This is a genomic window from Paenibacillus sp. FSL E2-0201 (assembly GCF_037963325.1).
Lineage (GTDB): Bacteria > Bacillota > Bacilli > Paenibacillales > Paenibacillaceae > Paenibacillus_AQ.
The window spans coordinates 1,745,194-1,767,189 of sequence record NZ_CP150154.1 but is presented as its reverse complement, the minus strand read 5'-3'; the positions used below and the strand labels follow the sequence as shown (position 1 = coordinate 1,767,189).

At 45.7% G+C, this 21,996-nt stretch carries 21 protein-coding genes and 1 riboswitch; of the genes, 5 read left to right on the top strand and 16 right to left on the bottom strand.

Annotated elements, in window-relative coordinates; genetic code table 11:
- Nucleotide 1: 1 nt before the first annotated feature.
- From NSU15_RS07865 to spoVAC, 5 genes are all read right to left on the bottom strand, one after another.
- Nucleotides 2–1,246, bottom strand: a complete 1,245-nt coding sequence (locus NSU15_RS07865) for a DUF58 domain-containing protein (RefSeq protein ID WP_339289826.1) — start codon at nucleotides 1,244–1,246, stop codon at nucleotides 2–4.
- Nucleotide 1,247: 1 nt separating this feature from the next.
- Nucleotides 1,248–2,204 (bottom strand): MoxR family ATPase, encoded by a 957-nt coding sequence (locus tag NSU15_RS07860; RefSeq protein ID WP_042125369.1) that lies wholly within the window; start codon nucleotides 2,202–2,204, stop codon nucleotides 1,248–1,250.
- 191 nt (nucleotides 2,205–2,395) lie between these two features.
- On the bottom strand, nucleotides 2,396–2,746 hold the full coding sequence (spoVAE, locus tag NSU15_RS07855; RefSeq protein ID WP_036675923.1) for a stage V sporulation protein AE: 351 nt from the start codon (nucleotides 2,744–2,746) through the stop codon (nucleotides 2,396–2,398).
- Nucleotides 2,747–2,748: 2 nt separating this feature from the next.
- Complete coding sequence (gene spoVAD / locus NSU15_RS07850) at nucleotides 2,749–3,780, bottom strand: stage V sporulation protein AD (protein WP_339289825.1); 1,032 nt, start codon at nucleotides 3,778–3,780, stop codon at nucleotides 2,749–2,751.
- On the bottom strand, nucleotides 3,777–4,280 hold the full coding sequence (gene spoVAC, locus NSU15_RS07845) for a stage V sporulation protein AC (protein WP_042125365.1): 504 nt from the start codon (nucleotides 4,278–4,280) through the stop codon (nucleotides 3,777–3,779). Before spoVAC ends, spoVAD begins: the two co-directional genes overlap by 4 nt.
- 517 nt (nucleotides 4,281–4,797) lie before the next feature.
- Here spoVAC and NSU15_RS07840 point away from each other — a divergent pair.
- Nucleotides 4,798–5,871 carry a M42 family metallopeptidase gene (locus NSU15_RS07840; protein WP_042125363.1) on the top strand — a complete coding sequence of 358 codons (1,074 nt, stop codon included), beginning with the start codon at nucleotides 4,798–4,800 and terminating at the stop codon, nucleotides 5,869–5,871.
- Between the two features lie 78 nt (nucleotides 5,872–5,949).
- Here the strand turns inward: NSU15_RS07840 and NSU15_RS07835 are convergent, their stop codons facing one another.
- From NSU15_RS07835 to NSU15_RS07825, 3 genes are all read right to left on the bottom strand, one after another.
- The gene (locus NSU15_RS07835; protein WP_339289824.1) at nucleotides 5,950–6,849 is read right to left on the bottom strand and encodes an aldo/keto reductase; all 900 of its coding nucleotides are present in this window, start codon (nucleotides 6,847–6,849) and stop codon (nucleotides 5,950–5,952) included.
- A 134-nt stretch (nucleotides 6,850–6,983) separates the two neighbouring features.
- Complete coding sequence (locus tag NSU15_RS07830; RefSeq protein ID WP_339289823.1) at nucleotides 6,984–7,298, bottom strand: multidrug efflux SMR transporter; 315 nt, start codon at nucleotides 7,296–7,298, stop codon at nucleotides 6,984–6,986.
- Nucleotides 7,299–7,643 carry a multidrug efflux SMR transporter gene (locus NSU15_RS07825; protein ID WP_042125357.1) on the bottom strand — a complete coding sequence of 115 codons (345 nt, stop codon included), beginning with the start codon at nucleotides 7,641–7,643 and terminating at the stop codon, nucleotides 7,299–7,301.
- A gap of 86 nt (nucleotides 7,644–7,729) precedes the next feature.
- A riboswitch (guanidine-I (ykkC/yxkD leader) is annotated at nucleotides 7,730–7,838 on the bottom strand.
- Nucleotides 7,839–7,984: 146 nt separating this feature from the next.
- On the opposite strand from NSU15_RS07825, the gene NSU15_RS07820 reads away from it, so the two are divergent.
- Nucleotides 7,985–8,920, top strand: a complete 936-nt coding sequence (locus tag NSU15_RS07820; protein WP_339289822.1) for an MBL fold metallo-hydrolase — start codon at nucleotides 7,985–7,987, stop codon at nucleotides 8,918–8,920.
- An 88-nt stretch (nucleotides 8,921–9,008) separates the two neighbouring features.
- On the top strand, nucleotides 9,009–9,362 hold the full coding sequence (locus NSU15_RS07815; protein WP_339289821.1) for a hypothetical protein: 354 nt from the start codon (nucleotides 9,009–9,011) through the stop codon (nucleotides 9,360–9,362).
- Nucleotides 9,363–9,420: 58 nt separating this feature from the next.
- Here NSU15_RS07815 and NSU15_RS07810 read toward each other — a convergent pair whose 3' ends face one another.
- The 5 genes from NSU15_RS07810 to NSU15_RS07790 form a co-directional block, all read right to left on the bottom strand.
- Nucleotides 9,421–9,837 (bottom strand): HIT family protein, encoded by a 417-nt coding sequence (locus tag NSU15_RS07810; protein ID WP_339289820.1) that lies wholly within the window; start codon nucleotides 9,835–9,837, stop codon nucleotides 9,421–9,423.
- 602 nt (nucleotides 9,838–10,439) lie between these two features.
- Entirely contained in the window at nucleotides 10,440–11,117 is a 678-nt protein-coding gene (locus NSU15_RS07805; protein ID WP_339289819.1) for a hypothetical protein, read from the bottom strand.
- A 374-nt stretch (nucleotides 11,118–11,491) separates the two neighbouring features.
- Entirely contained in the window at nucleotides 11,492–11,818 is a 327-nt protein-coding gene (locus NSU15_RS07800; protein ID WP_339289818.1) for a rhodanese-like domain-containing protein, read from the bottom strand.
- 23 nt (nucleotides 11,819–11,841) lie between these two features.
- Nucleotides 11,842–12,270 carry a rhodanese-like domain-containing protein gene (locus NSU15_RS07795; RefSeq protein WP_339289817.1) on the bottom strand — a complete coding sequence of 143 codons (429 nt, stop codon included), beginning with the start codon at nucleotides 12,268–12,270 and terminating at the stop codon, nucleotides 11,842–11,844.
- Nucleotides 12,271–12,274: 4 nt separating this feature from the next.
- Nucleotides 12,275–12,595, bottom strand: a complete 321-nt coding sequence (locus NSU15_RS07790) for a rhodanese-like domain-containing protein (protein WP_339289816.1) — start codon at nucleotides 12,593–12,595, stop codon at nucleotides 12,275–12,277.
- Nucleotides 12,596–12,696: 101 nt separating this feature from the next.
- Here NSU15_RS07790 and NSU15_RS07785 point away from each other — a divergent pair, with 101 nt between their 5' ends.
- A complete protein-coding gene (locus NSU15_RS07785; RefSeq protein WP_042125344.1) occupies nucleotides 12,697–12,981 on the top strand; it encodes a metalloregulator ArsR/SmtB family transcription factor in 285 nt (94 codons plus the stop codon).
- 6 nt (nucleotides 12,982–12,987) lie between these two features.
- Nucleotides 12,988–15,543 (top strand): FAD-dependent oxidoreductase, encoded by a 2,556-nt coding sequence (locus NSU15_RS07780; RefSeq protein ID WP_339289815.1) that lies wholly within the window; start codon nucleotides 12,988–12,990, stop codon nucleotides 15,541–15,543.
- Between the two features lie 162 nt (nucleotides 15,544–15,705).
- On the opposite strand, the gene NSU15_RS07775 is transcribed toward NSU15_RS07780, so the two are convergent.
- The 3 genes from NSU15_RS07775 to NSU15_RS07765 all read right to left on the bottom strand — a co-directional run bounded on the left by NSU15_RS07775 (nucleotide 15,706) and on the right by NSU15_RS07765 (nucleotide 21,685).
- Nucleotides 15,706–17,490, bottom strand: coding sequence for a fibronectin type III domain-containing protein (locus tag NSU15_RS07775; RefSeq protein WP_339289814.1), 1,785 nt, complete (start codon nucleotides 17,488–17,490; stop codon nucleotides 15,706–15,708).
- Nucleotides 17,491–17,588: 98 nt separating this feature from the next.
- A complete protein-coding gene (locus tag NSU15_RS07770) occupies nucleotides 17,589–19,847 on the bottom strand; it encodes an exosporium glycoprotein BclB-related protein (protein ID WP_339289813.1) in 2,259 nt (752 codons plus the stop codon).
- A 14-nt stretch (nucleotides 19,848–19,861) separates the two neighbouring features.
- On the bottom strand, nucleotides 19,862–21,685 hold the full coding sequence (locus NSU15_RS07765; RefSeq protein WP_339289812.1) for a glycosyltransferase: 1,824 nt from the start codon (nucleotides 21,683–21,685) through the stop codon (nucleotides 19,862–19,864).
- Nucleotides 21,686–21,996: the final 311 nt, after the last annotated feature.

The window sequence follows — 21,996 nt, the reverse complement described above, 5'->3', positions numbered from 1 at the left end:
ATCAGCCCTCCCCTCCTAACACGGAAGGAAGCTCTTGAAGTGAGCTAATACCATAACCGTTTATTCCACGTGATCTAAGGACATCAATCCAATCGTTACCTTTGTTCATCTCTGCCGAATTTCGCACATGAATGTGAGAAGCTGTCATCCCTCTGCTGTCAGCCCAACGCAGTGCATCAAGTACAGGCTGTCCACGCTGCGGGCTGATCAACACGAAGTAAGAACCCTTAGGAAACATACGGTATCCTTTTTCCAATCGGGAGATAAGCGGACCCCGCCCTTCAGCGTTAAGATCGATTAAATACTGAATCATCTTCTGTCGTTCAGCAGCACCTTCAACGGGTGCAAATACCTTCGTGGTTTTATCCAAACAACATAGGCCAATTCCAATTCTCTCTCGAATTCCATATCCGAGTAGTGATGCCGTCACAGAAACTGCTAATTCGAATTGATTCGTATTCATATAAGCTGATGCGCTTCCGTCAAGAACTAGAATGGTTTTGGGAATCGACTCATGCTCAAACTCTTTGGATTTCCAAGAACCGGTCTTAGCAGTGGCATTCCAGTGAATTCGCGTCAAGCGATCACCGTATACATAGTCACGGACGCCATTAATTTGTGTGGTTTCACGCCGAGATTGAACAACGGAGGTCTGCGGCCCTGATAGCCGGGACTTCCTCTCATATAACTGCCAGCGCGGAACGTAAATCGCGCGAGGCAACACCTGAAACTGTCCTTCAGATAAAAATGTCCCTTTATGCTCAACAAGCCCAAATATATCTTGGCTGATAATATCCGTATTAGCGAACGTATAGGTACCACGCTCTAAGGCTGGTGTCTGAAACTTCAGTTCTCCAATGCCTCTGAGGCTTGGGACCACACTCTCTTCAAACACCCACGATTCTCCATTATGCCGTTTAAGCACCTCTCTTACAACTACGTAAGGCAAGGGCAAAATACCGGGGATTGTAACCTTAAGTTTTACACGAAGATGCCCTCCTGCAGAGAGCAAATCCCCTTTTTCCTGCTCAGAAAAAAGACTGCGAGTGCCCTTAGCTCGCCGAACGCCTCCTAAACCTCCAGCAATCAAATATGCAATAAGTAGAGAGACCATGATAAACAACATAAATGCCGTTTTCCCGCCCTGAAAAAGTACATATAAGAGTGTAATGCTCCAAATTACAAGGATGCTTGCGAGCTTAGATGGCTGAATGATGGCTGCTACCGACGACAAATAACGTCTCATATCATTGCCTCATCGTAACAGGCACATGAATGCTCTGCAGAAGCTTTTGAAGCAAAGATTCTACGCTAATATTATCAAGACGCGACTCTGGACGCAGCAATATCCGATGACCCAAGGCAAATGGAGTAAGGATCTTCACGTCATCAGGCAGAACATAGTCTCTTCCCTGCAAAAAGGCATAAGCTTTACAAGCCATCATAAAGGATAGTGACGCACGTGGACTTGCACCGAGCATTACTAGTGGATGCTCTCTTGTCTGCCGTACAATATCTAATAAGTAATTCAGTACAGGATCGCTCATGAAGATGTCGCGAATTTCTTCCTGAATCCCTGCGATTTGTTCCATGCTTGTTACCGGCGAAAGCCTGTCCACTGGTTGGCCTTCCTGATGACTCAACAATAGATTTTTCTCAGTCGCTGCATCAGGATACCCAAGGCTAATTCTTAGCATAAATCGATCCAATTGAGCTTCAGGCAGCGTGTAAGTTCCCTCAAAATCTATCGGATTCTGGGTAGCGCACAACATAAAAGGATGCGGAAGTGGATACGTCTCGCCATCCACAGTTACGTTTCGTTCCTCCATCACTTCGAGAAGTGCGGATTGTGTCTTCGTTGTAGCACGGTTAATTTCATCGGCTAGCAGAATATTCGTCATCACCGGACCTGGCCGGAAATGAAACATCTCATCCCTAGGATGATACACAGAAACACCTGTAATATCACTTGGAAGTATATCCGGATTACATTGAATCCGGCGGTATTCACCGGACATTGATCTTGAAAGTGCTCGTATTAGCTGAGTTTTTCCTGTTCCCGGTACATCCTCGATCAATACATGACCACCAGCAAGCAGTGCAGTTAACAGTAATTGTATTTCAAATGATTTTCCAAGTATGCAGGATTCCAGATTAGTGCGTACAGCATTCATGATGTGCATCGATTCTTGACGTACGGGCATATATGATCCTCCTAGCCAGAATAAGCAGTATTATTTATATTTTACATGATTAGGGGACCCAAAGTACATTGTTGAAGATCACGAAGTCAGTATACAAAAAAAACCATAAGATGAAACATCCTACAAGTTTTAAACAAAAAACGGTTGCCGTCTTTTCAGACGACAACCGTTTCAAATAGAATCATACTTAGCTAACCCTTAGGACGTACTACTAAAGCAGCCAAAAAGGAGAACACAATAGCTGATGAAATACCCGCACTTGTAATATCAAAAATCCCCGTCACTACGCCAATCCAGCCATCTCGTTCCAGCTCTGTTAATGCACCGTGGACCAAGGAATTCCCAAAGCTTGTAATTGGAATAGTTGCACCAGCACCTGCGAACTTCACTAGCGGATCGTATATTCCAAAAGCATCAGCAATCGCCCCGGCAACTACTAATGTACTCATGGTATGTGCAGGTGTCAGCTTCAATACATCGAACATCAGCTGCCCTATAACGCAAATGGCTCCTCCAATCAGAAAAGCCCATAAGTAGATCATCATTATGCTTCACCTCCACTTTCTATCGCAACAGCATGAGCCACACACGGAATACTCTCTCCTTGCTGATAAGACAAGGGGGATAAAAGTGCACCCGTTGCGACTATTAGCACCCGTTTAAGTTGACCCTTTTTTAAACGTTTAAGAATATGGCCATAGGTCACAACCGCTGAGCACCCGCAGCCACTTCCTCCAGCGATCACATATTTCTGTTTCTCCAGGTCGTAAATGAGCAGACCGCAATCATCAAAAGTAGTTTGCTCCATAGGAATTCCCTCTTTAGCTAACAGGGTTTTGGCTATAGGTAAGCCCACAGATGCCAGGTCTCCGGTAACAATTAAATCATAGTGCCCGGGTGATAGGCCTGTATCCCGAAAGTGCGCAGTAATTGTATCCGCCGCCGCGGGTGCCATAGCCGTACCCATATTAAAAGGATCTGTCAAACCAAGATCCATAATACGTCCAAGTGTGGCTGAAACCACGACTGGATGGTTACCAGAGCCGTCATTTTGACCTACTACAGCACAGCCCGAACCTGTAACTGTATATTGTGCTGTCGGGGGTTTCTGCGAACCATATTCCGTTGGATAACGAAACTGCTTCTCCACTGTACAGTTATGGCTGGATGTTCCCGCGAGCACATACTTACTGCCTCCAGAATCAACAATCATCGAGGCAATCGCAAGGCTCTCCATAGAGGTGGAGCAAGCGCCAAAGACTCCGAGATAAGGCACACCCAATTTTCTCGCCGCGAAAGAGCTGCTGATTATCTGATTCATCAAATCTCCGCCGACAAAAAACTCAAGCTGTTCTTTATCGATCTTCGCATTAATCAACGCCAGCAGGGAAGCCTTCTCAAACAGAGCGCGCTCAGCCTTCTCCCATGTCTTCTCGTCCATTTCCAGCGTATCAAATATAAAATCAAAATCTGAAGCTAAAGGACCTTCTCCCTCCTCTGGCCCAACTACTGCGGAAGAACCTAAAATAACGGGACGGTTCGTGAACTCCCAAGTTTGACTACCAAGCTGTTTCATGTATGTGCACCTCCACCTGTGCCCAAGATGAGATACACGATCCCAATGATGAAAGCAGCGACAGCACCAAATACGATGACTGAACCCGCTAGCTTAAACATATTGCCGCCTACACCAAGCACAAGGCCCTCAGCGCGGTGTTCTAAAGCTGCAGAGCACATACTGTTTGCGAACCCCGTAACTGGAACTGCAGTTCCAGCACCAGCCCACTGAGCCATCTTGTCGTACACACCAAAGCTGGTCAGGATTACAGAGAGCAGTATCATCACCGCTACTGTCGGACTGGCGGCTTCCTTGGAGGTCATATCGAATATGGCCATAAAAGCCTCCTGAATACCTTGTCCAATAACACAGATTATGCCGCCAGCAATAAACGCTCGTATGCAGTTCTTAAATACGGGCCTAGCAGGAACAAAGGGCTTGGACAATTTCTCGTAATCTTGTGGAGTCAGGGTGTCAAGCTTCAGCTTGACACCAGATTTCTTAGTTTTCGCCGGCATTGAGGCACCTCCTGAAAGTTAGGCGAAGGGGGCTGACAAGCATCATTGTACTCACTTTAAAGCCCCTCAAGTTATTCTTCGCTTAGAAGTTTTCCTTATTGTTTGCCATCCTCCGCTTCGTTATGTCCCTCCAGTTCAGGAAAAATACAGTAACACAACAATCAGCAATAAGAAGAGCACAAAAATAAGTACTGCTTCTCTTTCCCTTGGATTGTGGCGCCAGTATCTTCTGCGCATTCCGCTTACTTGTAGGCTTTTACTAGAGAATCCTCCCTGCACCCTTCTTTTGGGTACGCTACCCGCTACCCTCATTCGTCTTCGCATCCTTTCTAAGGCTCCTGCCACCAAAGCCTCTAATGCATAGTATTCGTGGAGCTCGTGCCCGGTGTTCAATGTCTCTAATCATGGACAAGTGAGCGCAGAATGTTCATACTAGGTTGAAGGAAGAAATAACGATGCCATCCATTATGGATAACATCCGTTTCTCGTAGAAATATAAGAATTGGAGTGAATTCATATGAATCAAGAAACATTAGACATGTTTAAAACACTTACCGAATTTCCCTCAGCCCCAGGATTTGAGCGTGAACTCCGCGCTTACGTCAAGGATGCTATGACTCCTTATACTGATGAGTTCGTACAGGATCGTCTCGGAAGTTTGTTCGGCGTACTGCGCGGCGAAGAGAACGGACCAAAGATTATGGTCGCCGGGCACTTTGACGAAGTAGGTTTCATGGTAACTGGAATTACTAACACCGGGATGATTCGTTTTCAACCCCTTGGCGGCTGGCTTGCCTCTGCTGTTGCATCCCAGCGCCTACATATCATTACACCTAAAGGAACGCTGACCGGTGTTGTTGGCAGCACGCCTATCCATTTGCTAAGCAACGAAGAACGCGGCAAGACTGGTGAGATTAGCAAAATGTATATCGATATCGGTGCAGACAGCCGTGAGGAAGCAGAAAGCTTTGGCGTTAGACCAGGCCAACAAGTTCTGCCTATTTGTCCGTTTACCCCTCTTGCTAATCCCAAAAAAATCTTGGCGAAAGCTTGGGACAACCGTTACGGCGTAGGTCTCGCCATTGAACTAGTTAAAGCATTGCACGGAAAAAAGCTGCCGAATACCGTTTTTGCTGGTGCGACTGTACAAGAGGAAGTAGGCTTGCGGGGCGCGCGTACTGCGGCTAATCTCCTGTCACCGGACATCTTCTTCGGTCTGGACGCGAGCGCTGCTGCAGATATGACAGGAGACAGCCAAGCATTTGGCCACCTGGGTAAAGGAGCTCTCCTGCGCATCTTTGATCCTACAATGGTTACACATCGCGGTCTGATTGAATATGTACAAGATACAGCGGATACCCACCGGATCAAATATCAGTACTTTGTTTCTCAAGGTGGAACAGATGCGGGACAAGTTCATGTTAGTGGAATCGGCGTTCCTTCTGCTGTAATCGGAATATGCTCCCGCTACATACACACCGCTTCATCAGTGATTCACAGCGATGACTACGATGCTGCTAAAGAGCTTCTGATCAAGCTGGTAGAAGGTCTTGACCGGACTACGTTACAGACAATTATTGAAAACAGCTAATCGCATAAGAAATGAAAGAAGAAGCCCTCAAACACTTTCGCAGTGAATGAGGGCTTCTTTTATGTGAATAGCGCTTATTTAAATCATATCCAGCGGCACTTTCCAAGACGGTATTGGGAAAGCTTCATCCAGCTTCCAAATTTCATCCTTACTTAGGGTAATCAAGCCTGCGGCAGCATTCTCAATGACATGTTCACGAGAAGAAGCTTTTGGAATAGAAATAATATCCTCTTCACGCATTGTCCAAGCTAGCATAATCTGAAGCGGAGTTGCATTATGCGCACTGGCGATTTCCTGAACGACTTCACTCTCGATCACTCCTTTTCGGAGTGAACCTGCTTGAGCAAGCGGTGAGTAAGCCATTACCGGGATCTTGTGGCTTCGTTGCCATGGCAGCAATTCAGTTTCAATTCCTCTGGACCCTAAATGATATAGAATCTGATTGGTAGCACAATGAGTTCCTCCAGCAATACCAAGCAGTTCTTTCATATCGTCGACATCGAAATTGGATACACCCCATCTTGCTATTTTTCCTTGAGAGACTAATTTCTCCATACCAAGGACAGTCTCTTCTAGTGGAATATCTCCCCGCCAATGCAGCAGATAAAGATCCAGATGATCCGTATTCAAGCGTTTTAGGCTTTCTTCACAGCTGCGGATAAGGCGCTCATTCCCGGCATTATGTGGATAGACTTTTGACACCAAGAAAACTTGATCCCGTATACCTTTGATAGCCTCACCCACTAAAAGCTCCGAGCGCCCGTCCCCATACATCTCAGCCGTATCTATTAAATTCATGCCTAGTTCCACGCCTAATCGCAGGGCAGCGATCTCTTCCTCCCTGCGGGAAGCGTCATCGCCCATATTCCAAGTTCCCTGCCCGATTCTGGGAAGTGAAGTTCCATCTGGAAGCAGCATGCGGTTAGATTGATTCATTCTTGCGATTTCAGCCAAATGTTCATTCGAATCCTTAGTCATATTAAAAATCCCCTTATTGAAGTATTGTATACTTACTTTATACGACCTATAAGAACCTTTCTAAACATCTGAATCGTGTCCAATTTATAACTAATCCCTCTTTTGAAGAGAAAAAGTCAAGAATGAATACCAAACTAAGCTATCAGCTTAAGTCCCACAGCGGCCCCCAGAATCATAATGATACAAATGATCCGTCGCCAGTCCTTAGCCTCTCCATACAATAGCATCCCTAAAATTGCCCCGCCGGATGCACCGATCCCTGTCCATACCGCATACGCTGTTCCCATCGGCAAACTTTTCATGGCTAAGGACAGAAACAGAAAGCTTGCTCCGAAACCTAGAAAGAGCAGCGCGAACGACAAGAGATTCCGGTGTTTATTCAACCTATTAATCATAGCTACTCCAAACATTTCAAATAAACCAGCAACAACCAGAAATACCCATGCCATTTAAGACTCCCCCTTTACTTCGGCTTCTTTAGTCACCATTTTCAATCCTATAACGCCTGCCAGCAAAATAACCACTAGAACCAGCTTCATCAACTTGAACGGTTCTCCGAATAAAACCATGTCCGCAACTACTGTACCTGCAGTTCCTAGACCAACAAACACGGAATATACTGTGCCGACCGGCAGTTTGGTACTCGCTGAAATCATCACATAGAAGCTTATTATTATAGCTACCACAGTTATCAGCCACTCCCACATCGTGGAGGCATGTTTTAAGCCAATGACCCACATGACCTCGAAAACGGCTGCACCAACTACCTTTAACCACTCTGAATTATTTTTCATTTCAAGCCCTCCTTTAATTCACCTACTCTATAATTGCCCACGAAACAAACAAATAAGCCCGGAAGGTCGTCGCCATATATGGCGATACCTCCCGGGCTTTTATCCCTCCGTGTAAACACGAACGATGCTGTTCGCGCGTTTTCCCTCGGACCAGACCAGCTGTTTACCAGCTGCGGAACCCTAGAAAACAATAACTATTAAGTTACATCGTATGGTAGCAAATCGGGGTGATAAAATCAACCTTTTCTAAATAAAAAGAACAATCTCACAGCGATCAATTCCATAAAATTGTAAAATAGCAAAAGCATTGATGCTTGATTCCCTAAGAAAAGAGGTTGATCATGTTTCACTCCAGACATTTTAACTGTGTACCGTTAGCCGAAGGAATTTACGTCCTTGAAGCTAAGGAGCAAGGCGGAGCCATGAGCAATGCAGGATTAATAGATATGGGCGACCACACATTAATTTTCGACACGTTCAATACTCCACAAGCAGGCAAAGATCTTAGAGAGGCTGCTTTATATTTTTTTAATCAACCCATAAAATATATCATCAACAGTCATTGGCATGGAGACCATGTTAGAGGAAACCAACACTTTTCGGAGGAACTAATAGTATCTTCTAGTACTACAAGAGAGCTCATGATGAAGACTCAACCTGAATGGCTCAATCGTATGAGGAACCTTCTCCCTAACCTAGAAGAAGACATTCTTAAACTAAACGCTTCTATTGATCACGAACATCATACTTTAAAACAAAAAGAACTGTCCTCTGAGCTTTCCTATCTACTAGAAATCAAAGAGTCCATACTAACACTTAAAGTGACGCTGCCTCAGCTGACCTATGATCGAAAAATAACCCTACACGGATCGGCGAGAACCGTTGAACTCTTATCGGTGGGTGCAGCACATACTGATTGTGATACAATTCTATATTCACCTTCGGATTCCATCGCTTTTGTTGGAGATATTGTCGCCGTTCATAATCATCCACTCCTAGTAGATGGTGACCCTATATCATGGTTGGAGGCACTTACTTTCATCGAGAGTTTAAATGTAGATCTATTAGTCCCTGGACATGGACCTGCTTCTAGCCCTTATATCCAACAAATCAGACAATATATAAATGATCTAATTAGCATTAGTAAACAAATGGTTGTGGAGAATGCTCTGATGGACGTGAATGATATAGAAATTCCTGAGCCGTACCTTCACTGGAAGTTTGGCAGTATTTTTTATCGAAATCTTGAGTTTCTAATCAAAACAGCTAAACGCTGATTCCATTCCCTTAAATCCATTTATTCGATATTATGGTACAATTTTAAAAAGTACAGCTTATAATGAACAACTGGGAGGGCGATCAATAGTGGTGTTTGGAATCCTGTTTATTGGAGTTGTTGTATTTATTATCATACAGGCCGTAGTTCGCAATGGTTCAAGCAGCTCGAACAACAACAGATTTGAGAGGAATAGACGTGATGATGCGGCCAGTATGTCTTTTATGGCAGCCAGCCATCCAGATCTATTAGATCCAAATAACCCAAATCACTCTAATCACTCTAATCACTCTAATCACCACCAACATCATCACCATCACGGTGGCGACTCCCATCATCATTCCGGACATGACAGCGGGCATAGCTGGAGTGGGGATAGCGGGCACAGTAGCGGGGGAGATTTCGGTGGAGGAGATTCTGGCGGCGGTGGCGGATGTGATTAGTGCGCTCTGTTTAAAGAAAAGGGCATCCTGATATTGCTTCAGGAATGCCTTTTTATGTTTATTGCTTTTTTAATAAGTTAAGAATCTTTGCTTGCGTGTGACTTAATAACTTCTCAGCACCGTGTGGGTGTAGTGGTTCACTCCAAGCGAATCCGTCGCCTTCGTATCTAGGGATGAGGTGCATATGGTAATGGGTCAAATCATTAAACTTCCCGCCATTTTGGCATATGCTTATGCCATCCGGTTTGAACAATGTTTTCAGAACGACTGATAACTTCTTCGACCCATCCATTATCGCATACGAAGTTTCTGAATCGATTTCTTCGAGATCCCAGTAATGCTTTTTAGGAAGGATCAGAATATGCCCTTCGTTAAACGGAGCGATATCTAATACACAAGTAATAAATTCATTTTCATATACTACTTTTACGTTAGGCTCAATTCCATTAGCAATCCGACATCCCAAACATTCCATATTGCACACTCCATCCTATAATCTAAGGTCAAATCATTAAAAGCGATTCAAGCGCCCTCTTTTACCGGATGTATGGAAGCTCCTTCTGCTTTGCATTCGAATGATATCCTCTTCGCGTATTCTCCATTTTCGATGCAATATTGCTCTCGTGTAACATCCCAGAATGCTAACTCAATAATGGGGAATACAAGGGGTAGCTGTCTATGTTAAAGACTAATCTGGTCTATTAACATAATCATAGAACATTAAGCCGATAAGTAACACTTTAACAATCAAAGTGAACATCTGATCATAGTTAGAGATTCTTTTGGGACGTTTCTCGCCCATCTCCCTTAGTGAAGGTCCGAGTTAGAGCGAATGGGTGAATCTAGGGGATTTTTACACCTCTTTCTCCCATTTCACACCTTTCAGCCTATATCTAGGGGATTTTTGTACCTCTTTCGCCCATTTCACGCCTTTCAGCCGAAATCTAGGGGATTTTTGTACCTCTTTCGCCCATTTCACACCTTTCAGCCGATATCTAGGGGATTTTTACACCTCTTTCTCGCATTTCACGCCTTTCAGTCGATATCTAGGGGATTTTTACACCTCTTTATGAAAGCTTACCATAGCTGATCATCCTTAAAGGAATGCTTATACTCATATCGGCAAACTCTACCACTCTTCTCCAAAACTATAGGACTAAACTTTCCTTTATGACAGAGAAGACTCAAACCTTTTATAGCCGTACGCTTATCTATCCCAAGCTCCTTCACCAAATCAACCGGCCGAATACAACCATTCGAACGCACAGCAATCCGCAAAATATCACGCTCCAGTCGGCTGAACTCCTCCTTCTCTTCCAGCTTCAAAACGAGGTACGGCATCAGCAACGGCCGAAGCAAAGTAATCGTAAGTTCAGGACTTGCTTCCAGGTCATCATAAGGAATCGCCACCACCCGATAACCCGCGATTTGCAGATAAGTCTCTCGATTTAGCTCCTGCCGATAGCGCGTTCTGTCTGTATTTTGCACATGCGGGCCGTAGCCTTTTACTTCGAATGCAAACTTAACCTGCCCAGGTTTCCACACAAAATCAACAAAGTAGGGCCTGCTGCGCCAATCCAACACTTCATATTCAGGATGGAGGTCATTAAGATGACCCATCATAGGCCACCATACCTTCTCCAAAAACATCCGTTCACCATGCCCGTGTCCCCGCTCCAACCTCCCCCGCCGTTCTCCCGCTCTTCGACTAATATGACTCTCCACCCACTTACGATGCTCCTCCGCAAACCCCATACGTCATCCTCCCTTGGCATAAAAAAAATCCCGCACCCAATATGGGTACGGGACGTGCTTCGTCCTATTAATCAAAAGTATAGTATTCGCTTTCTAACACTGTCAATAACACTCAACATTCAAAACTAAATCAGACAATATATTCTTCAGAAATAGCTAATTAGTTTAAGTACCTGGTGTTAAAAAAGGTCAGCCTCAGTTAATCCAATCTCAGCTATTGCAACATCAGTTAGTCCAACCAGCTAATCCAACCTCAGCTAATCCAACCAGACTTATTCTAATTCCCCCACCACAGCATTCACTTTAAATACCTCAATAGATCGGCTGGTTCAGAACGCTCAGTTACATTATGCTCAGCATACCACGACTATAGCCTACCGCCGCCCCAGCTTCCCTTCCCAACTGCTTACCCCGCCCTGCAAATGTGCAAGTCGAGTATACCCGTGCTTACTTAGAATCCGCGCTGCACTTTTGCTTCGCATACCGCTGCGGCAGTAGAGCAACACATCCCGATCCTTAGGGATTTCACCGAGCCGCTTTTCCAACTGAGACAGCGGGATGTTTTTCGCCCCCGGAATAAATCCACTCTTGTATTCATCCGGTTCGCGGACATCGATCAGCAGCTTATTATTAGATTGTCCCATTTCACTCCGGAACTCTGTCGACTTTAATGTTCTTACACTTTCACTTCTTTTACCCAATCCCAGACGGGACATCCATTTACTTAAATCCATTTTCCTTCACAACAACCTTTCACCGAAATGTCGGAGAGTGTTTTTTTGCTTCCTAAAAAATCACCATTTACCGCATATAACTTTCGAAAGCCCTGCTTATAAAGAATTCTCGCAGCTTTGTTTCTTTTATAGTAACTTTCCGCAAGAATTAAGACCGAGTCGTCTGGGGACAGACAATGCTGCCATACAAAGGCCAGCCGCCCAAGTGATATATTTATCGAACCACGGATGCTGTCCTTCTCATAATCTACAGCATCTCTAACATCGAGCATTTTCATATCCAAGGATTGAACTGCTAATACTCGAACCTCACGAGCTTTTATATAAGAAAGTGAACGGACAGGCCAAGCGTAACGCAAGAACCTTACAATACTAAAGACTAATAATATACTCAGTACGATCCGAAACATTAGGCTCATACGATTACCCCCGAACCAGAAAATCATCCGTCCAAGCACCTAATCCACCCGTCATGTTCACAACATTGTATCCCTTTTCGCTCAGCAGCTCACACGCCAGTCCACTTCGACCACCACTTAAGCACATCACAATTGTCTCTGCATTAGGATCTAGTTCATCTATACGCATTAACAGCTGTCCAAGCGGAATATGCTTAGCACCGATCACATGTCCCTCCACCCATTCGGCGGGTTCGCGTACATCCAGCAGCGTAGGAGCTTCTCCATTCTTCAGACGTTCCGCCACTTGCTGAGGAGTAATTTCCTTTGAAATTTTAAAAGCCATCGAGCATCTCTCCTTCTCTTTTGTAAAAATAACTTGATTTTTATATCACCATATCATAATATTACGATATAAGGATATTGTAAAGCGAGGAGTTCATAACCATGGACAAAAATTTTAAAGCCTATAACCAAACCGCCGAAACCTTAAAGGCTATCGCTCATCCCGTTCGCTTATGCATCATTAAAGGACTGCTTGAAAAAGGCAGCTGCAACGTTAGCTTCATGCAAGACTGTCTTGACCTTCCACAATCTACGGTATCACAGCATTTACAGAAGCTTAGATCCCTAGGCATTGTCGAAACCGAACGTAATGGACTGGAAATTAACTATTCTGTTAAAGACGAGAAGATCAAACATCTAATTCAGCTATTTTTAGGGGAGGACTAAATCATCATGAGTAAAAAAGTACTGATTGTCGGAGGAGTTGCAGGAGGCGCATCAGCCGCCGCCAGGCTTCGGAGATTAGATGAAGAGGCTCATATTGTAATGTTTGAGCGTGATCCGTACATTTCTTTTGCCAATTGCGGACTACCTTATTATATCGGAGGTTCCATTCAGGACCGTTCCAAGCTGCTGGTGCAGACACCGGAGGCGATGCATAAACGGTTTAACATCGATGTTCGGATTCAAAGCGAAGTGGTGTCTATCGACCCTGTGAACAAGAAAGTGCGAGTAGAAAGTAAAGAAAAAGGCTCCTATGAAGAGAGCTATGATGCGCTTATTTTATCACCCGGTGCTAAGCCAATTCGTCCGAATCTACCTGGTATCGAGAGTTCCAAAATTCACATGCTGCGCAACATTCCCGACACTGACAAAATCAAAACCAAAGTCGCAGCCGAAGGCACTCGTTCAGCCGTTGTGATTGGTGGTGGATTTATCGGTGTTGAGATGGCTGAGAACCTTAGAGAAGCTGGACTGGAAGTATCCTTGATCGAGGCGGGTCCGCAAATCTTAGCTCCGTTCGATCCTGAAATGTCTTCTATTTTGGCAAAAGAGCTTGATGAGCATGGCGTTAATCTTATTTTTTCGGATATGGTTCAAGGGTTTGCAGATGTTGGTGAACAAATAGAAGTTCAATTGGCAAGTGGCACGGTGCTGCAAAGTGATATGGTTCTGCTGGCTATCGGCGTTTCGCCGGATACCTCTTTCCTGAAGGATAGTGGCTTAGAGTTCGGTCCACGCGGGCATATCTTGGTCAACGAGCGTATGGAGACAAATTTGGATCAGGTTTACGCTGTCGGTGACGCGATCGAAGTGGTGGATTTCGTGAACGGAACTAAAACCGCCATTCCATTAGCAGGCCCTGCCAATAAACAAGGTCGGATTGCAGCAGACAACGTTAGCGGTCTAAACACTACTTATAAAGGTTCCCAAGGAACTTCCATTATCAAAGTATTTGGAATCACTGGTGCTTCTACCGGCAATAACGAAAAAACACTACAGCGTTTGGGCTTACCTTATCACGTGATTTACGTACATCCAAGCTCTCATGCAACTTATTACCCTGGGGCAACTCCGATTTCTATGAAGCTGATCTTTGATCCAAATGGTACGGTGCTAGGAGCACAAGCTGTCGGTTACAGTGGAGTAGATAAACGTATCGACGATATCGCCACAGTTATTCGGTTCAGAGGTACGGTCACTGATTTATCGGAATTGGAGCTTTCTTACGCCCCTCCTTATTCTTCCGCTAAAGATCCGGTGAACATGTCTGGCTTTGCCGCTGAAAATATTTTGCAAGGCATGACCACGGTATTCGTTCCAAAGGATTTAGAAGGACGCGACAAGAACAACACCATTTTAGTTGACGTGCGTTCGGAAATCGAACATGCCAACGGCCATATTGAAGGCTCGATTAACATCCCTGTAGATGATTTGCGTGGTCGTCTAAGTGAGCTTGACCCTAGTAAAGAAATTTGGGTGTATTGCCAAGTTGGACTTAGAGGCTATACGGCTTCCCGGATTTTGCAGCAAAAAGGTTTCCGTGTGAAGAATCTGACGGGCGGCTATAAGACGTACCAACTGAGCAAATTTACTCCTACGAAAAAAGATATCTCAGCGCCAACCACTACGATTTCAGCAGCCAGCAAAGAGATTGCAGCAGCGGGATCTGGGGCAGCTACGGCGTCTGGATCAGCAATGGCGACGGCCACGAGAAATGAAAATGGGATTCCCGTATCCGCACCAGCCAAACAAGAATTAGATTTAACACCTGATTCCGTGCTTGATGCTTGCGGACTATGCTGTCCCGGGCCGCTGATTCAAGTCAAGATGAGCATGGACCCGCTCATGGACGGACAAATCTTGAAGGTAACGGCTTCCGATCCGGGATTCTATGAAGATATCAAGGCATGGGCTCGTATGTCTAAGCACACGCTTTTGCAATTAACGAAGCTGCCTACGGGCATGATCGAAGCTTATCTGTGCAAAGGTTTGAGCGAAGAATCCGCACTAGCAGGAACACAACCCGTCCAAACTAGTAACGCAAGTACGATGGTTGTGTTCAGCGGGGATTTGGATAAAGCGATTGCTTCCTTCATCATTGCTAATGGAGCAGCCTCCAGCGGCAAAAAAGTAACGATGTTCTTTACCTTCTGGGGCTTAAACATTATCCGCAAGGATGAGAAAGTACCTGTGAACAAAAATTTCATCGGAAAAATGTTCGGAGCGATGATGCCACGCGGCAGCCGGAAGCTAACCCTTTCCAATATGAACATGATGGGCATGGGCTCCAAAATGATTCGTTCTGTAATGAAGAACAACAATGTCTCTTCTTTGGAAGAGTTGATTCAGATGGCTGTCGACCAAGGTGTCGAGATCGTTGCCTGCCAAATGTCTATGGACCTTATGGGCATCACCCGTGAAGAACTGATCGACGGCGTAAAAATCGGCGGTGTAGGGTATTACCTCGGTCAAGCCGATCAATCTAATCATAATCTATTTATCTAAATTGTTATCATTAAAGAGACTCCTCTATTTATATAGAAGAGTCTCTTTTTTTAGCCACAAAGACATTTGCTTTCAAATAACAAAGCAGAGAGTTTTCTCTTTCGACATACAAAAATAGGGAATTCCCTGCCACTTAGGCATGGAATTCCCTACTCTTCAAATTCAATTAGTTTCTTCTACAAGTGAAATTGTAACCGGATCAATGACATTAGTATAAGTGCCGTCACCAAGCTGGGCTAGTCCATTGTAACCCCAAGTCAGCAAGGCTCCCTCTTCGCTAACCGCTCCGCCGCTCATATAACCTGCACTAATAGTAACGATACGACTGCCAATATTGAGCATTGACGCGATAGAACGCTCTGACTCAGCTCCACCACCGAGTTGACCCTCGTTGTTCGCTCCCCATAGCCATACAGTTCCGTCCCTCTTCAGCGCTATGCTGTGCAAGGCGCCAGCGGATACGCTGATCACTGAGCCAAGATCCACCGCTTGAACGGGAGTATAATGATCTTCGGTTGTCCCATCACCCAAAATCCCCTTGGCGTTCGTTCCCCAGCTCCATACGGTTCCGTCCTTTTTCACTGCCATGCTGTGGTAGAAGCCGGCAGATACGGACGCAACGCCGTTTAATTCAGCAATCTGCACGGGAGTCGAGCGATCAATCTTTGTGTCATCGCCGAGTTGACCATACGCATTGAACCCCCATCCATAAACCTGACCCTCGCGGCTAACCGCTAGATTATGAAAGGCTCCGGCCGAGATTGATGCTATTGGCTCCAAACCTACAACCTGCACCGGTAATGTGCTATCCTCGTTGGTACCATTTCCAAGCTGCCCATAAGCATTAAGTCCCCACGCCCACACCGTTCCATCGGACAATAACGCTAACGAATGCTGCTCACCCGCTTGAACCGCTACGACATGCGCCAATCCAGGCACTTGCTGCGGCATAAGCTGGGACTCCACCGCACCATTACCCAGCTGGCCCACATTATTGCCTCCCCATGTCCAAACCGTTCCGTCCGTCGCAAGTGCGATGGAATGGTCTTGTCCAACGGATGCGGCACTTATCTCCGGCAAACCAACAATTCGCACAGGCTTATTACGAGTAATGGTCGTACTATCACCGAGCTGACCTTTCCTATTATTGCCCCAAGCCCATACGGTACCATCCGGCTGGATAGTCAATGTATGGAAGGAATTCCCGTTGCCCATGCTCATAACCGGACCAACCACACTTACATCATCAAGTGTACTAACCTTCAACTCGTTACTGAATGCTGATTTATTCCCCGCTTCGTCTATAGCTTGTACTAAAAAGGTGTACTCTTGTCCAGCCTTCAAGTTGACGGCCGAGTAGACTGTTGTGCTGACCGTTACTTCTGCCAACAGATTAGAGTCCTGATATAGAACATATTCCGCAACTCCCACATTATCATCGGATGAACTCCATGCCATGCTAATACTATCCGATGTGCGACCGATAAGACTTAACTTAGGGCTACTCGGCGGTTCTTGATCGGCTAGTGGGAGTTCCTCTTCTTTCGTTGTCGGAGATTGTGCTTCTGCTGGAAGCGTATTTGCGATTAAAGGGAGACTTGTTTTTGATACAGGTCCAGATAAATTTACCGCTTGGACCGTGAATGTATAGCTCCGCTCAGAAGCTAATCCCTTCACCGTATACTCCGTTAACCCATCTGAATTAAAGGTGTAGACCACATCGGTCACGCTAGAATTGGTCTGCTCCGCTAGGCTTACCTTATAACTCACATCGGAGTCAGAGCTTCCCACTACGGCATCCCAGGTAAGGCCGATGCTTGTGGAGGTTGTAGCGCTAACTGCCAGATTCGCCGGTGCAGCCAGCAGCTTTACCTGTTCAAAAGCACGTCCTTTTGCATACCCCGTAGACGGAAATTGAATGACGAATGGAAATATAAGAACTAACACCAACATTAAGCTCAATCTTTTTATCAAAACTAGCTTCCTTGCCATATTTTATCACTTCCAATCAAACAAGATGGATGATTCCAACCCTAAATATTGAATTACTTAATTTCAATTCCGGCGCTGGCATAACCTGTTACTGAATTTATCAAGCTTAGACCGGCAGCTGTAGAAGTGAATACTAGCATTAAGCGATCACCAGCCTGAACAGCAGCATTTAATCCTGTTGCTGATCCGGTACTAATAGATCCGATAGATATTATTCCTGTAAAACTAGGCGCCAAGGATACTGCTGCACCACTAATAGGAGTAAAACTATTGCTGTTACTACCCGCTTTATACATTTGTGCTTGAATGTTTACGGTTGTGCCTACTAAAGACATTGCTGTAGTTGTACTGAAGAAAGCATAAATCGAAGTAATCGTACCATTACGCGGAACGACAAACGCCAGGTTAAGATTCGAACCATAATTTCCAGTCAAATCTATTGTATTACCTATTATGCTAGCTCCTGAGTACGAATTGCCAAATCCGAGCATTGCCCCTGTGCCGGTTAATCCCCCCGGGATTGTCGTTACGGTAATTGGTGCTCCGGAAGAGAATGGAATTATTGTTGATGCGCCTGATGCGCCAGCTGCCCCGGTTGCCCCGGTTGCTCCTTGAATGCCTTGGACTCCCTGTGGTCCAGTTGCTCCGATTGCTCCAGTCGGTCCAGTCGGTCCAGTCGCTCCAACTGCTCCAGTTACACCGTTAGCTCCAGCCGCCCCGGTTGCTCCGGTTACTCCTTGAATGCCTTGCACTCCCTGTGCTCCGGTTGCTCCTTGAATACCTTGGACTCCCTGTGGTCCAGTTGCTCCGATTGCTCCAGTCGCGCCGACTGCTCCAGTTACACCGTTAGCTCCAGTCGCCCCGGTTGCTCCGGTTGCTCCGGTTGCTCCGGTTGCTCCTTGAATACCTTGGACTCCCTGTGGTCCAGTTGCTCCGATTGCTCCAGTCGGTCCAGTCGCTCCAACTGCTCCAGTTACACCGTTAGCTCCAGCCGCCCCGGTTGCTCCGGTTACTCCTTGAATACCTTGGACTCCCTGTGGTCCGATCGCTCCGGTTGCTCCGGTTGCTCCAGTCGCTCCAACTGCTCCAGTTACACCGTTAGCTCCAGTCGCCCCGGTTGCTCCGGTTACTCCTTGAATGCCTTGGACTCCCTGCGGTCCGGTTGCTCCAGTCGCACCGACTGCCCCAGCTACACCGTTAGCTCCAGTCGCCCCGGTTACTCCTTGAATGCCTTGCACTCCCTGTGGTCCGGTCGCTCCGGTTGCTCCTACAGCTCCAGTTGCTCCCGTAGCGCCTTGCGGTCCACTGGAGCCAGAGGACCCGTTTTGACCTGCTGCGCCAGTTGCGCCCGTGTCTCCCTTATCACCTTTTGAACCTGTCTGGCCTACTGCCACCATTCCTAATACTTCAACGAAGGAAGCCACTCCTCCATTATGGATGAGCGTCACCAATGCCCCTGTAGGCAACACACCCTTGCCATTGTCTCCGAACAGAACTGAATGCGTATTGATTTCGAACTTCGACGTCTGGCCGCTGCTGCTTAACAATTCGATAGAATTCTTCGACATCGAGACGACAGAACCATGGATAATTCGATCGGATACCGTGCTCGCAAATATTTCCGTCTTAGATAAAATAGCAGCAAACTCAGCACGAGTAGCCGTCTGCTTAGGTTTAAAAGTATTATTAGGGAAACCCGAAATGACATTACGGTTTACTGCAGCTTTAATGTAGCCTGTTGCCCAGTCCGATGCATCTGACGCATCCGAAAAACCGATGCTACTACCCTTAAACTCTATCGCCTCAGATTCCTTGCCTGCCGCACGAATAACTAGACGTGTTATCCACTCGCGACTCGCTTGCTCTTTTCCCCAGATGACGGTGTTTGGTCTCTCTTCCTCACTTGGGATTACTAGGCCGATATCAATGGCTTGCTGTATCCATACAGTAGCCCATGAATCCACAGTGAAGGGCAGGCTCGTTCCATTTTCTTTTGGTTGCTCATATCCCATGAACCTAAGCACCATAACTACCGCTTCCTGATTCGTGATTGGACGGTTCGGGTTGAAGTTGCCTGAACCATCTCCTTCAATTACCCCTAATGCGGACGCTTTGGTAATATACTGGTACGCCCATGAAGAAGTATTGACATCGCTGTAAGCCGCTGCGCTTGCCCGGGGTAGAATACCACTAAAGGCAGGGCTCAATGGCGCAATTAACTGACTCATTAAAATAAATGCCATTGAGCTCTTGTAGGCTAATTGATTCCCATTCTTCTTGCCACTTGCCTTCGCTCTCTTTAGTCTTGCCATTAACAATATCCCCCTCAAGTATATAAAGTTACGTATTGCTTTAAATAATCGCGATTTGCTATGACGCTCGGATGCTTCGGTACATAACCCCTAGCTAATTCATTGTGATAGTTAGCTTCTTCGTGTTGACCTAATCGATCATAACAAACGCATAATTGCAGATGTGGCAGCCACGTCCATGCCGAATTGTCTATTCTAGCGTTAGGCTCAGTCGGCTTAGGAACTTCTGTGGCTAGCTTGTACCAAAAAACAGCATTCTCGAACCGTTGTTCAACTAGCTCATAAGACCCTAATTGGCAACAAGCTTCTGCTCGGGGAGGTGACAATGCAAAGGCTTGAAGTACTTTAAGCTTAGCTTCTTGAAAGCGGCTTAATTGCGCCAATGCATCGGCGGCACGCCGACTCGCTAGCAGCTTGTCCTCCATCCAGCCATCCGGCATTGTAATGAAGGTATCATATTGGTCTATCGCTCGCTGCCATTGGCCGTGATCATACAACTCATTAGCATAATAAAATAAATCCCGCGGAGTGAAGCTCGCCTGCGCTTCTATCATCCCCTCATAGATAAGCAGATTACGCGAAGACTGCGTATGCTTTCTATCATGCGTTATGCCTAACTCGGCATAGAGTACTTTGCCTTCGACCTCCAGGTACTCATGAACGATTCCAATCCAACGGAAACCACAACTTCGTCTAACCAGACGATTCCGTCTTAAACTCGAAGTTACGCTTCCGTCCTTATCTCGGTCGAGATAATAATGAATCGATACGGCATCGATATCCCATGGTAATCCGGATACAATGGACCCTAGAGCCTCTGTATCCTCTGATTGCAGATAATCATCCGCATCCAACCACAGCAGATACTCTTGAGTGGCGAGACTGAAGGCATAATTTCTTGCTTTGGAGAAATCGTTCACCCATTCGAAATCATACACCCGAGCTCCATAAGAAGCCGCGAGCTCTTTGGTTCCATCACTCGAACCCGTATCCACAATAATGATCTCATCGACTAGCTCCCGCACGCTGGATAAACAACGTCCTAAGGTTTGCTCTTCATTCTTCACGATCATGCATAAGCTGACCGTGACCTTTCGCGTACTGCAATGCAATGACGAAGTTAAATCGAATCCCCATTTACTTATGGCCATAGCACGATTCAAGATTAATCTATTATTGTACCAATCGGGATCATTGGGATTGACTGAAGGAGGTTCCTTCCGGAAGACTATACATCCTTCCGCTATGTAAATATCCAGATTCATAGATAATGCGCGATAACACAGATCATCGTCCTCATAGGATTCAACCTCAAACCTCTCATCGAAGGACCCCATCTGCTCAAAATAGTGACGTGGTATCATCATTAGCAAACTGACAAGCCTAGGAACCCGGGTCCAAGACATCGATTTCCCAATGGCAAGCATTGACGCCGACTGATAGAGTTGCTCCATGTTCTGATAAACAATCGGAATCCTTTGGCCACCGCTAACGTCATTCATCCTCGGACCCACGATCGCAGCATTCGGATGATGGTCCAGACAGCCCGACAACTGCTCAAGCCACCCCTCATTTACCATGATCTGATCGCGGATAAATACAAGACGATCACCCGAAGCGGACCGCGCGCCCAGATTAAATGAAGCTGCAACCCCTTTACTCCTGCTATGAATGACATGAACACCGTATTCATAAGCAAGGAAATTCGATACTTCGGCAGATTCATTATCCGAGACAACAATAAGTTCATAGGACATAGACGTATATTGCTTAATTCGATCCAGACATTGTACGGTTACGTTAAAGTGCTGAGCCAACAATATAATGCTAATATTCATTCGCTTTGTACCATCCATTATGATTTAGTTGTAGATCGCTTCCAAATACGATTAATTCCCTAAAGCCCCACATTTCCTCCAGCATTCGACAATTCACGCAAAACCTACTATTCTACCCGTGGTTCAATCAAGACAACTAAAGTTGCTATTTAAAACTCACCCGTACATCAAGAAAATTATCGATTATCTCATCTTTTTTCATACCACTACCTGCATCTTGAACATGTCATTCCAACAATATATATAAAAAAAGAGCATTTAAATAGTGTACGTTGTCATCACTTTTGTCATATGACAATATGTTATTTAAT